We start from the raw sequence: 11538 nt of genomic DNA on the forward strand, positions 1-11538 counted from the left end.
GAGATGATTGCAGCGTGGATAATCGAGTACGCCGCCCTGTTGGGCCGAGGGTTGCAGACCACCATCAGCATCCTGCTGATCGCCAGCGTGCTGGGCATCGTCCTGGCGGTGCTGGTGGCCCTGGCGCGGATCTCGAAAAACCGTCTGCTGGCCAAGGCCAGCCTGCTCTACACCAGCCTGTGGCGCGGAACGCCGCTGCTGATCCAGATCTACATTTTCTACTACGGCCTGGGCAGCCTGTTTGCCCAGTTCCCGCTGCTGCGCGCCAGCTTCCTGTGGCCCTACCTGCGCGATGGCTACTGGTACATCGTGTTCGCTCTGGTGCTGTCGGTGGGGGCCTATGTCGGTGAAGTGATTCGCGGCGGCCTGCTGGCGGTGCCCAAGGGCGAGATGGAAGCGGCCTCGGCCTTTGGCATGACGGCGCGCCAGGCGCTGTTGCGAGTGCGCCTGCCCCGGGCCATGCGCCTGCTGTTGCCGACCCTGGCCGGGGAGTGCGTGATGCTGCTCAAGTCCACGGCGCTGGCCTCGACCATCGCGGTGATCGACCTGCTGGGCGCCGCCAACGTCGTGCGCGCCCAGACCCTGCAGGTCTATGAACCGTTGCTGCTGGTGGCACTGGTGTATGTCTGCCTGACGTTCCTGATCGAGGCGCTGTTTGCCTTCGCCGAGCGCCGTGGCACTCCCGTGCGCAGGTCGGTGTGATGAGTAGCTCGCGGGTCGACCGCTCATTGCAAGGCATTGGCCTGTGCACCCTGGGCTACGCCTTCCTGGCCCTGCAGGACGCCGGCATCAAGTGGTTGGTGGCCGATTATTCGGTGGTCAGCATCCTGTTCTGGCGCAGCCTGGTGGTGGTCGTTGCCTGCCTGCTGGTGGGCCGCCTGCAACTGGTACAACGGGCCTGGCGCTCGCCAAGCCGGCGCTTGCTGGTGGTGCGCGGCTTGCTGTCGATTGTCGCCTGGCTGCTGTATTACACCGCCGCCCGCGACCTGACCCTGGCGGAGATGACCACCCTGTATTTCTCGGCGCCGATCATGGTTACGGTGCTGGCGGCAGTGATGCTCAAGGAGCGCGCCAACGCCTGGCAGTGGCTGAGCCTGATCATTGGTTTTGTCGGGGTGGTGATCGCCTGCCGCCCGACCCAGATCCAGGACCCCTGGCCGGTGGTACTGACCCTGCTGGCCGCCATGTGCTGGGCCTTCACCTACATCCAGTTGCGCCAGGTCGATGAACAGACCTCGGTACTGGAACAGATGCTGATCACCAATGTGGTGTTTGTGGTGTGCATGCTGGTGGCGTTGCCCTGGACCCACACCCCGGCGCCGACCCCGGCCTGGCTGGGCATGCTTGCGGCGGGGCTGGTAGGGGGGATCGGCCAGTTCCTGCTGTTCGCCAGCTTCCAGCGGGCCACCGCGACCTTGCTCGCACCTTTCGAATACACCGGGCTGATCTGGGCGTTTGCCCTGTCGAGCCTGGTCTGGGGCACGCTGCTGGATGGCTCGCTGATCATCGGCGCCGGTTTGATCGCGGTCAGCGGCACCCTGGCGATGATCTTTGGGCGGCATGGCAGCCAGGAGGTGGTCGGGGCCGAGTGTTCGGTCTCGCAGCCGCTGTATCCGCCGGCGACGTCGGAGCAGGCCGAACGCGACCGGCAATCCATTGAGCAACAGCCATGAACAGGGGAGGAGGGGCGGATGGTCGAGGATATTTCATTCAGTGTGCCGAACAATAACGGCGACCCGGTGCGGGTCGGTGCCTGGCGTTTCGCCGGCGCCGGCCAGGGCCCGGCCGTGCACCTGCAGGCCGGGGTGCACGCCGATGAAATCGCCGGCATGCTGGTGCTGCACCTGCTGATGCCCAGTTTGGCCCGGGCCCAAGCCGCAGGTCGGCTCAAAGGCTCGGTGACGGTGGTGCCCCAGGCCAATCCACTGGGCATCGGGCAGTTTCGCCAGGGGCGGATTCTCGGGCGTTTCCACGATGCCACGGGACACAATTTCAACCGCGGTTTCGACCAGTCGGCGGCGATGGCCCAGCCGTCGACCGTGGTCCAGCACTGGCAAAAAAACCTGGTGCAACTGGCCTCCAGCGCCGACGTGGTGCTGGACTTGCACACCGACGACGAAGCCCTGCCATACCTCTACCTGCACCGCAGTTTCTGGCCTCGCGGCCGCGCGCTGGCGGCGGCGATGCGCATGGACGTGGCAATCATCTGGGATGACGGCGGTGACGGTTCTTTCGAAGAAACCCTGATCAGCCCCTGGCTGCGTGCAGGCGTGAACCAGCGGCAAATGGCCGCGACCCTGGAGCTGCGTGGGCAGGGCGATGTCAGCGATGCCGATGCCGCGCAGGACGCCGAGGGCTTGTATGCCTGGCTGTGTGGCCATGGCGTCATCGATGAGGCGCGTGAGCCTGTGGACTGGCCTGTCGAGGCCATGGACATGGGCCAGATGGAAACCATCCTGGCGCCGCAGCCGGGGGTGCTGGTGTTTGAGAAGGCGCTGGGGGATTTCGTCGAGCAAGGGCAGCGATTTGCGCGGATTATCGGGCGTCCGGGTGATCCGTCTTCCGAGGTGGTGCTGTTGGCCGAACAGGCCGGGCGGATGGTCACCCGCTATCGGGACCGCCTGGTGGCCCAGGGCACGGTGGTCGCGAAGTTCACCGGCAGCCAGGTATCGCGTAACTGGCACGGTGGGTTGCTGGACCCTAATTAAGCGACAGATGCTACAGGTACTGCGCAAATTGCTTAACTGATCGGCATCAAGCGAAGATCCGGTGTTTTTTGTGAGACATAGGTAGGAGCGAACTTGCTCGCGATGATCTCAAGAGCGACGCGTTGTTTCAGGCAGCGCGCGTTATCGTTGACGACCATCGCGAGCAGGCTCGCTCCTACAGTGTTTTTTGGGTGTTCGGAAAATCCACATACGACCACTGAACCTGGAGCGGGCGCCGCAAGCGGGCACCCGCTCCTACAGTTTCGGCATAGCTTCAGAGACCGGCGCTTTGCCCAGCTTCGGTCTTCGGCTTGCCGTAGTGCCATTCGTAGACCACGAACTTGAAGTCCTTGAGGTCGCCTTTTTCGTCGAAGCTCAGGTCGCCGGTAGGGGTTTTGAAGGTGCCGCTGTGGATCGCCGCGGCGACTTTTTCCGGGTCTTCGCTCTTGGCCGCGACGATTGCGCCGGCAATCACGTCCACCGCCGAGTAGGTCGGCAGGACAAACGGGCCGCTGGGGTTTTCCTGTTTCGCGGTGAAGGCCGCTACCAGCGCCTGGTTGGCCGGGTCCTGGTCGAAGGATTTAGGCAGGGTTACCAGCATGCCTTCGGCAGCGTCCTTGGCGATCTGCGAGATCGAGTCGTTACCCACGCCTTCCGGGCCCATGAAGCGGGCGCTGAGGCCTTTTTCCTTGGCCTGGCGCAACAGCAGGCCCATTTCCGGGTGGTAGCCGCCGAAGTACACGAAGTCGACATTGGCCTGCTTGAGCTTGGTCAGGATCGAGGAGTAGTCGCGTTCGCCGACGTTGATGCCTTCGAACATCGCCACCTTGATGCCTTCCTTGCCGAGGATCTCGCGCACCGAGGTGGCGATGCCTTCACCGTACTGCTGCTTGTCGTGCAGCACCGCGACATTGGCCGGTTTCAGGCCGACGATGTAGCGCGCCGCTGCCGGGCCCTGGGCGTTGTCCAGGCCGATGGTGCGGAAGATCATCTTGTAGCCGCGAGCGGTCAGTTCCGGGCTGGTCGCGGCCGGAGTGATCATCACGATGCCTTCGTCTTCATAGATATCCGAAGCTGGCTGGGTGGAGCTGGAGCACAGGTGCCCGACCACGTACTTGATGCCGTCGTTGACTACTTTGTTGGCTACCGCCACCGCCTGCTTGGGATCGCAGGCATCGTCGTATTCCACGGCCACCAGCTGTTTGCCGTCGACGCCGCCACGGGCGTTGATCTGCTCGATGGCCATGCGGGCACCGCTGAACTGCATGTCACCGTATTGCGCTACCGGGCCGGTTTTCGGTCCGGCGATGCCGATGCGGATGGTGTCCTCAGCCAGGGCATGGCAGGACAGGCCGGCAAGGATCATGGCGCTGAGCAGTTGGGTGGTTTTTTTATTGATACGACTCATGGTGTTCCACTCCTGTGGGTAATGACTCATAAAGGTCTTGCAGTTGATTCAGCGATCCCAGGGCGCGCTGCGCGCTGGATCGGGGCAGTAGCGGCCGATCGCCTCGCTGAGTATGCCAGCGTCGAGGCCATCGTGGTCCACCAGACTTTTTAATCCGGCCAGGACAATGCTGTGCTGATCCACCTCAAAGAACTGCCGCAGGTTGGCGCGGTTGTCGCTGCGGCCAAACCCGTCGGTGCCCAGGGTGGTGTAGGGCGCCTCCAGGTACTGGCCGATCAGTTGCGGCCAGGCACGCACGTAATCGCTGGCGGCGATGATCGGTTGGCGACCGCCGAGCTGTTGCTGCAGATGGCTGCTGGGCGGCTCGCCGGTCTGCAGGCGGTTGTCGCGCTCGACCTCGCGGGCCTCGCGCGCCAGTTCGCTGAAGCTGGTGGCGCTGAACACCTCGGTGTGAATGCCCCAGTCCTTGGCGAGCAACTCGCTGGCCGCGAGTACTTCGCGCAATATCGCCCCGGAGCCCACCAGGCGCAGGCGAATTTGCGACGGCTCGGTGCAACTGCGCGAATAGCGATACAGGCCGCGCAGGACATCGGCGTGCTGGCTGTCGTCGAGACTCGGCTGCGGGTAGTTTTCGTTCATCACCGCGACGTAGTGAAACTCGTCGCACTGCTGTTCCAGCAGGCGCCGGGCCGCGTGGTCGAGGATCACCGCCAGTTCCCCGGCAAAACACGGGTCCCAGGCACGGCAGTTGGGCACCATCGCCGCCATCACCAGGCTGGAGCCGTCCTGGTGTTGCAGGCCCTCGCCACCGAGGGTGGTCCGGCCCGCCGTGGCGCCGAGCAAAATGCCCCGGGAGCGCTGGTCGGCGGCGGCCCAGATCAAGTCGCCGACCCGCTGGAAGCCGAACATCGAATAGTAGATGTACACCGGCAGCATCGGCACGCCGTGTACTGAATAGGAGGTCGCGGCCGCGACCCAGGAGGACAGGGCGCCGGCCTCGGTGATGCCTTCTTCCAGCAACTGGCCATTACGCGACTCCCGGTAGGAGAGGATCGAGCCGCTGTCTTCCGGTTCGTACAACTGGCCGTGGGGCGAGTAGATACCGATCTGGCGGAACAGGCTGGCCATGCCGAAGGTGCGCGCTTCATCGGCGACGATCGGCACCACGCGCGGCCCCAGCTCTGGCGCCTTGAGCCAGGCCGTCAGCAGGCGCACGGCGGCCATGGTGGTGGACATTTCCTTGCCTTGCGCCTGGAGCGCAAAGCCGCCCGACAACGCCAGCGCCGGCACCGGAATCTGCGGCGCAGCGCTCTTGCGCGCCGGCAGCGGACCGCCGAGGGCCTGGCGCCGGGCGCGCAGGTAGCGCATTTCGGCGCTGTCCTCGGGCGGACGATAGAAGCGCAACTGCTCGACATCCTGGTCCGACAGCGGCAGATGGAAGCGGTCGCGGAACGCCAGCAGGGCGGCGACATCGAGTTTTTTCGCCTGGTGCGCGGTCATCCGCGACTCGCCGGCCGCGCCGATGCCATAGCCCTTTTTGGTCTTGGCCAGGATTACCGTCGGCCGGCCCTTGCAGGCCTTGGCGGCGGCGAAGGCGGCGTGCAGTTTGCGCAAGTCGTGGCCGCCGCGTTTCAGGCCATTGATCTCCTCGACGCTCATGTGTTCCACCAGGCGCCGCACTTGCGGGTCTTTCTGGAAAAAGTGCTCCAGGTTATAGGCACCGTCATGGGCGCCAAGGGTCTGGTATTCGCCGTCCGGGGTGGCTGCCAGGCGCTTGAGCAGCACGTTGTCGGTGTCGCGGGCAAACAGTGCATCCCACTCCGAGCCCCACAGTACCTTGATCACATTCCAGCCGGCACCGGCGAACAGCGCTTCGAGTTCCTGGATGATCTGGCCGTTGCCGCGCACCGGGCCGTCCAGGCGTTGCAGGTTGCAGTTGACGATAAAGGTCAGGTTGTCCAGTTGTTCGCGGGCTGCCAGGGACAGGCCGGCGATGGACTCGGGCTCGTCCATCTCGCCGTCGCCAAACACCCCCCAGACATGCCGGCCCTCGGTCTGCAGCAACTCGCGGTGCTGCAGGTAGCGCATGAACCGCGCCTGGTACACCGCGCTGATCGGGCCGATGCCCATGGAGCCGGTGGGGAACTGCCAGAAGTCCGGCATCAGCCACGGGTGAGGGTAGGAGCACAGTCCGGGACCGTTGATTTCCTGGCGGTAGTTGGCCAGTTGCTCCTCGCTCAAGCGCCCTTCGAGAAAGGCCCGGGCATAGACCCCGGGTGCCGAGTGCGGCTGGAAAAACACCAGGTCGGCGTTGCGCTGGCCATTGTCGCCATCGCCACGGAAAAAGTGCTGGAAACCCACCTCGAAGATCTCTGCCGCCGAAGCGTAACTGGCGATGTGGCCGCCCAGTTCACCGTAGGCATGGTTGGCCCGGACCACCATGGCCAGGGCGTTCCAGCGCAGCAGGCCGGTGATGCGCTCTTCCAGCAGCAGGTCACCGGGGTAGGTGCCCTGTTGCTCCAGCGACAGGGTGTTGCGATAGGCGGAAAAGGCCTGGGCGTCGCGGTTGATGCCGTGTTCGCCGGCGTACTCTTGCAGGCGCTTGAGCAGGTAGCGGGCGCGCTCAGGGCCACAGGCGGCGAGGGTCGAGGCCAGGGCGTCGAGCCACTCGCGGGTTTCTTGCGGGTCTTCATCCTGGGCGCAGGGCAGGCCCTGATGGAGCAGGTCTGGGGTAGTCATCGTTGGCCTCCCTCAGGCGCAAGCGTCGAGGGCCTGGGTGACGTCGGCCAGCAGGTCGGCGATGTCCTCCAGGCCCACCGACAAACGTACCAGCCCTTCGGAAATGCCGTGTTCGGCACGTTGCTCCGGGGAGTAGGTGGAGTGGGTCATGCTGGCCGGGTGCTGGGCCAGGGACTCTGCGTCGCCCAGGCTGACCGCGCGGCTGAACAGCTGCAGGGCGTTCATGAAGCGCCGGCCGTCGACCAGGCCACCCTTGAGTTCGAAGGCGATCATGCCGCCGGGCAATTTCATTTGCCGTGAGGCCAGTTGGTGCTGGGGAAAGGACGCCAGGCCAGGGTAGGTCACCCACTCGACTGCCGGGTGCGCCTGCAGATATTCGGCGATCACCTGGGCGTTGCTGCAATGGCGCTCCATGCGCAGGGCCAGGGTCTTGAGCCCGCGCATCAGCAGGAAGGCATCCTGGGGCGACATCACCGCGCCGGTCAGGTCCTTGAGGCCCTGCAAGCGGATACGGTCAGCCAGTGCCTGGCTGCTGACCACGATCCCGGCGGTGATATCGCCATGGCCGCTGAGGTACTTGGTGGCCGAGTGCACCACCACATCCGCGCCCAGCTCCAGTGGGCGTTGCAGGTAAGGAGTGCAATAGGTGTTGTCCACCACCAGGGTGACCTGCGGGTGCTGCCGGGAGATCTCGGCCACGGCGGCGATGTCCACCAGTTGCATGGTCGGGTTGGCCGGTGTTTCGCAGTAGATCATCCGCGTGGCTGGGCTGATCGCTGCGCGCAACTCGCTGAGGTTGGACAGGTCGACATGCCGCACCTTGACCCCGAACTCGCCGATGCCGTGGTGCAGCAGGGCGAAGGTGCAGCCATACAGGGTGCGGTCGACGATGATTTCGTCCGCCGGGCGCAGCAAGGTCCAGAGGGTCGCGGCAATCGCGCCCATGCCGGAACTGAAGGCCACGGCCGCCTCGCCGTTTTCCAGGGTCGCCATGCGCGACTCCAGCAGCGCCAGGGTCGGGTTGGAAATCCGCGTGTAGAAATGCCCGGGTTGTTCGCCGGCAAAACAGCCGGCGCCGTATTCGGCGGTGGGGAAGGTGAAGGTGGACGTGAGGTAGATCGGCGGGATCAACGCCCCCTGGTTATCCAGCGGGTTGTAGCCGTGGTGAATCGCACGGGTAGAAAAGCCAAGTTCGTTGTTTTTATTGTTCATGGTTAACGCTCCCTGATTTCCTACAATGCTATGCTCAAATTCAACGCGATAAATTCCAAACTTGCCCGTTTATAAACGGCTAATTGGAATACAAACCCATAAAAACAAGATTAAGAGGCAAGATATGCCCGTCGGCCTGGATCGTACTGACAAAGCCCTGCTGAACGCCCTGCAAGGCAACGCCCGCCTGACTACCGCCGAACTGGCGGACCAGGTAGCGCTGACCACTTCGCCGTGCTGGCGTCGGGTGAAAATCCTCGAGGAAAGCGGGGTGATCACTGGCTACCAGGCGATCCTCTCGCCCAAGGCCCTGGGGTACGGCGTGACGGCTTTTGTCAGCGTGATGATGGAGTCCCACAACCAGGAAATGGCCCGCACATTCGAACAGCGTCTGCTGCAGATCCCGGAAATCGTCGCTTGCCACAACGTCTCCGGACGCTACGATTTCCTCTTGGAAGTGGTGGCCAAGGACCTGGAGTCCTTCGGCGAATTCGCCCGCGAAGTGCTGCAGACCTTGCCGGCGGTGAAGGAGATTTATTCGAGTTTTTCGTTCAAGTCGGTGAAGCCGTCGCGGGTGATTCCGGTATTGGGCTGATGCGATCCGGCACGGTTGTCCAACTGCTATTTTTACCCTCGACAGGATCGCACCGGGGAGTCACTCGGCTGCGCTGATCGATGACTTGCATCAGGAGCAGCAGCATGCACCGATTCACCGGCGGTTGCCTATGTGGCGATGTACGCATCGAAGCGGCGGGCCAGCCCTATCGGGTTGGGCTGTGTCATTGCCTGGAGTGTCGCAAGCATCACGGCGCGCTGTTTCACGCCTCTGCGATATTTCCCGAAGCGGCGGTGACCATCACTGGCGAAACGCGGGATTACGCCGGGCGGTTTTTCTGCCCGCGCTGCGGCTCGTCGGTGTTCGCCCGCAGCGCCGACGAAGTGGAAGTCAACCTGGGTTCCCTGGATGCCCCTGACCAGTTGATGCCCACCTATGAAAGCTGGGTGATCCGTCGCGAGTCCTGGTTGCCGGCATTTCCCCTGGCCCGGCACTACCGGCAGGATCGCGAGGGCAGCGGGCGTCTGGAAGAGTAGGTCTCCCCGGTCTCAGGTAGTGAATCGGGCCAGCTTTTTCCCCACTGCCGGCTGGCCCACCACGCCACGCAGGACCATTTGCGTCAGGGTCGCGGCAACTGCGCGATAGTCGGCCTCTTGCGGAGTCTGGGTGCCGGTGATCTGGGCGATCTGCCAGCCGAGGTTGGTGTAGGTTCGGGTCGCGGACCAGATGAACAGCATCAGGTGTTCCGGGTCGGCGGGCGCCAACAGGCCGCGCTCGATCCAGCTGCGCAGGCATTCGACATTGCGCTGCACTTCGATCCGCAACAGGTCGCGGCATTGCTCAGGGAGCTGTTTGGCGCCGAGCAGCAACTCATGGCTGAAGACTTTCGACGTCAGCGGGTGCTCGCGGGTGATGCGGATCCGCGCTTCGATGTAGGCCTGCAGCCCCACGCGCGGGTCGTCGCTTTCACGCAGTTTTGCCGAGGCTTCCAGCAGTGGTTCGACGAACCGCAGCAGCACTCGGGCGTACAGATTGTCCTTGCTCTGAAAATAGTAATAGAGGTTGGCCTTGGGCAGTCCCGCGCGCGCTGCGATGTCGCGCGTCTGTGTGGCATCAAAACCCCTGGCGGCGAACTCCTCACTGGCGGCCTGCAGAATCAATTGCTGGTTGCGCTGGCGGATGCTGTCCGCCGGGCGCACCCGCGTCGGCGCCGGCAGATTAGGCTCGAGCGCGGGGGCAGGGCGGTGCAGCGAAGCCGTGGTCATGGCTATACCTTGGTTGACGATTATCGCAATATACAAAACTATATAGCGATAGGTGGTTTTTTCCAAGGAAGTGACTGATGGCAACGGCCCAGGGCAACAAAGAAGCAGTAGGTGAGCGGTATGAGCTGGAGACCATGCGCCATGCGCAGCAGATGACGTGGCGGGCTATCGAGCAGATTGCGGCGGCGATCACTCCGGGCATGCGCGAGTCCGAAGCGCAGTTGCTGGGCAAGCGGGTCCTCGGCGAGCTGGGCATGGACCGGATCTGGCATCCGCTACTGATCCGCTTCGGCGCCAATACCCTGAAGACCTTCAAGCAGCGCTCTGATGGCGACCCGGAGTTGGGGCGTGACGATATTTTTTTCGTCGACATGGGCGTGGTCTGGCAAGGCCACGAAGGAGATGCCGGGGCCACCTTCACCACGGGCTCCGAACCACAGATGAGCGCCTGCGCAGCGGCCGCCCGCGAGCTGTTCCAGCGGGTCGAAGGGTTCTGGCGCAGCGAGCGAGTCGCCGGCAGCGAGCTATACCGTTACGCCGCCGATGAAGCCCAGCGCATGGGCTGGAGGCTCAACCTGGACATCAAGGGCCACCGGGTCAGCGATTTTCCCCATGCGATCCACCGAGGCGGTGACCTCGGCGATTTTGCCCAGTACCCCAATACCGGTCTGTGGATCCTGGAAATCCAGATCGCCCACCCGGAACGTCCGTTTGGCGCGTTCTATGAAGACCTGTTGCTCTGATCAGGGCTCATTGTGGCGTTTGCAGATTGTTCACCAACCACTCGCTGAAACTGCGCGCCAGCGGGTTGTTCTCGCTGTCGCGATGGGTCAGCAGGGCCCATTTCGGGCCGCGAATCGTCTGTTCGACCAAGGGTTTCAATGAGCCATTGGCCAGGGCCTGGCGGCTCAACAACTGGCTGACCAACGCCATGCCCAGCCCCGCGCAGGCGGCGTCCAGCAGCAGGCCGGGATCGGAGAAATTCAACCCCTGCGCCTGCTGGCCGACATCGATCCCGGCCTCCACTGCCCAATGACTCCAGTCCATTTCCCGCTCGCCGTGCAGGGTGCTGCGCTGCGCGTCGGGCACCGCCAGCAGGCTTGGATGGCATGCCGGGAACAGGCGGTCGGCGTGCAGTACCTTGAAGCTGCACTCGGCCTGGGCGCTGAGGTCATCGCGCACTGCCAGGTCGATGGTCTGGCTGCTCATCTCAGGCACTTCATCGGTGCTGAACAGCCACAGGTCGACGCCCGGGTGCTGGCGGCGAAAATCCCCCAGGCGCGGCAACAGCCAGTGGCGGGCGAACGCCGGCGTGGTGTTGAGCACCAGTTGGTTGGGCTTCTGGTACTGATCCAGGCGGCGGATCCCCACGGCCAGTTGTTGCAGCAACGCCTGGGTGGTACTGAGCAGATCGTGTCCGGCATCGGTCAGCGCAACGCTGCGCCCACTGCGAAAAAACAATGGTTGTTCAAGGTACGCTTCCAGGCTGCGGATCTGCTGGCTGATGGCTGACTGGGTGAGGTGCAGTTCGGTGGCGGCCTTGTGGAAACTGCCCAGCCGGGCGGCGGCTTCAAAGCCGCGCAGGGTGCTGAGCGGCGGCCAATGCTTGAGCATATTGATAAGCTCCTCTAATCACTTATACACAAAATC

Annotated in this window: 11 protein-coding genes; 6 read left to right on the top strand and 5 right to left on the bottom strand. The window is 63.8% G+C overall.

The genetic code is table 11. The features are described 5' to 3' along the window. The first annotated feature begins 3 nt into the window (after positions 1-3). From CKW24_RS15650 to CKW24_RS15660, 3 genes are read left to right on the top strand one after another with little or no spacing between them, the layout of a single operon-like run. A complete protein-coding gene (locus tag CKW24_RS15650) occupies positions 4-702 on the top strand; it encodes an ABC transporter permease (RefSeq protein ID WP_095169166.1) in 699 nt (232 codons plus the stop codon). Beyond that, on the top strand, positions 702-1673 hold the full coding sequence (locus tag CKW24_RS15655; protein ID WP_095169083.1) for a DMT family transporter: 972 nt from the start codon (positions 702-704) through the stop codon (positions 1671-1673). The genes CKW24_RS15650 and CKW24_RS15655 overlap by 1 nt, the downstream gene beginning before the upstream one ends. Before the next feature lie 18 nt (positions 1674-1691). Then, on the top strand, positions 1692-2708 hold the full coding sequence (locus CKW24_RS15660) for a succinylglutamate desuccinylase/aspartoacylase family protein (protein ID WP_095169084.1): 1017 nt from the start codon (positions 1692-1694) through the stop codon (positions 2706-2708). Between the two features lie 274 nt (positions 2709-2982). On the opposite strand, the gene CKW24_RS15665 is transcribed toward CKW24_RS15660, so the two are convergent. The 3 genes from CKW24_RS15665 to CKW24_RS15675 are packed head-to-tail and all read right to left on the bottom strand — an operon-like array spanning position 2983 to position 8067. After that, positions 2983-4116 (bottom strand): branched-chain amino acid ABC transporter substrate-binding protein, encoded by a 1134-nt coding sequence (locus CKW24_RS15665; protein ID WP_095169085.1) that lies wholly within the window; start codon positions 4114-4116, stop codon positions 2983-2985. Positions 4117-4164: 48 nt separating this feature from the next. Next, positions 4165-6855: an alpha-ketoglutarate dehydrogenase gene (mdeB, locus tag CKW24_RS15670; protein WP_095169086.1), complete on the bottom strand. Its 2691-nt coding sequence runs from the start codon at positions 6853-6855 to the stop codon at positions 4165-4167. Between the two features lie 12 nt (positions 6856-6867). After that, positions 6868-8067 (bottom strand): methionine gamma-lyase, encoded by a 1200-nt coding sequence (locus tag CKW24_RS15675; protein WP_095169087.1) that lies wholly within the window; start codon positions 8065-8067, stop codon positions 6868-6870. Positions 8068-8191: 124 nt separating this feature from the next. On the opposite strand from CKW24_RS15675, the gene CKW24_RS15680 reads away from it, so the two are divergent. Continuing rightward, on the top strand, positions 8192-8662 hold the full coding sequence (locus CKW24_RS15680) for an Lrp/AsnC family transcriptional regulator (RefSeq protein WP_095169088.1): 471 nt from the start codon (positions 8192-8194) through the stop codon (positions 8660-8662). A 104-nt stretch (positions 8663-8766) separates the two neighbouring features. Continuing rightward, on the top strand, positions 8767-9159 hold the full coding sequence (locus tag CKW24_RS15685; RefSeq protein ID WP_095169089.1) for a GFA family protein: 393 nt from the start codon (positions 8767-8769) through the stop codon (positions 9157-9159). A gap of 12 nt (positions 9160-9171) precedes the next feature. On the opposite strand, the gene CKW24_RS15690 is transcribed toward CKW24_RS15685, so the two are convergent. Beyond that, positions 9172-9822, bottom strand: a complete 651-nt coding sequence (locus CKW24_RS15690; RefSeq protein WP_371917595.1) for a TetR/AcrR family transcriptional regulator — start codon at positions 9820-9822, stop codon at positions 9172-9174. A 143-nt stretch (positions 9823-9965) separates the two neighbouring features. Between CKW24_RS15690 and CKW24_RS15695 the strand changes: the two genes are divergently transcribed. Further along, positions 9966-10631 carry a M24 family metallopeptidase gene (locus CKW24_RS15695; RefSeq protein ID WP_095169091.1) on the top strand — a complete coding sequence of 222 codons (666 nt, stop codon included), beginning with the start codon at positions 9966-9968 and terminating at the stop codon, positions 10629-10631. Positions 10632-10638: 7 nt separating this feature from the next. Here the strand turns inward: CKW24_RS15695 and CKW24_RS15700 are convergent, their stop codons facing one another. Beyond that, positions 10639-11502 (bottom strand): LysR substrate-binding domain-containing protein, encoded by an 864-nt coding sequence (locus CKW24_RS15700; protein ID WP_095169092.1) that lies wholly within the window; start codon positions 11500-11502, stop codon positions 10639-10641. Positions 11503-11538: the final 36 nt, after the last annotated feature.

Source organism: Pseudomonas sp. Irchel 3H3 (assembly GCF_900187635.1).
Lineage (GTDB): Bacteria > Pseudomonadota > Gammaproteobacteria > Pseudomonadales > Pseudomonadaceae > Aquipseudomonas.

Bases quoted from the DNA above. Each gene is read 5' to 3' on its own strand.
- CKW24_RS15650 (WP_095169166.1), top strand. From the start codon at position 4: ATGATTGCAGCGTGGATAATCGAGTACGCCGCCCTGTTGGGCCGAGGG.
- CKW24_RS15655 (WP_095169083.1), top strand. From the start codon at position 702: ATGAGTAGCTCGCGGGTCGACCGCTCATTGCAAGGCATTGGCCTGTGC.
- CKW24_RS15660 (WP_095169084.1), top strand. From the start codon at position 1,692: ATGGTCGAGGATATTTCATTCAGTGTGCCGAACAATAACGGCGACCCG.
- CKW24_RS15665 (WP_095169085.1), bottom strand. From the start codon at position 4,116: ATGAGTCGTATCAATAAAAAAACCACCCAACTGCTCAGCGCCATGATC.
- mdeB (WP_095169086.1), bottom strand. From the start codon at position 6,855: ATGACTACCCCAGACCTGCTCCATCAGGGCCTGCCCTGCGCCCAGGAT.
- CKW24_RS15675 (WP_095169087.1), bottom strand. From the start codon at position 8,067: ATGAACAATAAAAACAACGAACTTGGCTTTTCTACCCGTGCGATTCAC.
- CKW24_RS15680 (WP_095169088.1), top strand. From the start codon at position 8,192: ATGCCCGTCGGCCTGGATCGTACTGACAAAGCCCTGCTGAACGCCCTG.
- CKW24_RS15685 (WP_095169089.1), top strand. From the start codon at position 8,767: ATGCACCGATTCACCGGCGGTTGCCTATGTGGCGATGTACGCATCGAA.
- CKW24_RS15695 (WP_095169091.1), top strand. From the start codon at position 9,966: ATGGCAACGGCCCAGGGCAACAAAGAAGCAGTAGGTGAGCGGTATGAG.
- CKW24_RS15700 (WP_095169092.1), bottom strand. From the start codon at position 11,502: ATGCTCAAGCATTGGCCGCCGCTCAGCACCCTGCGCGGCTTTGAAGCC.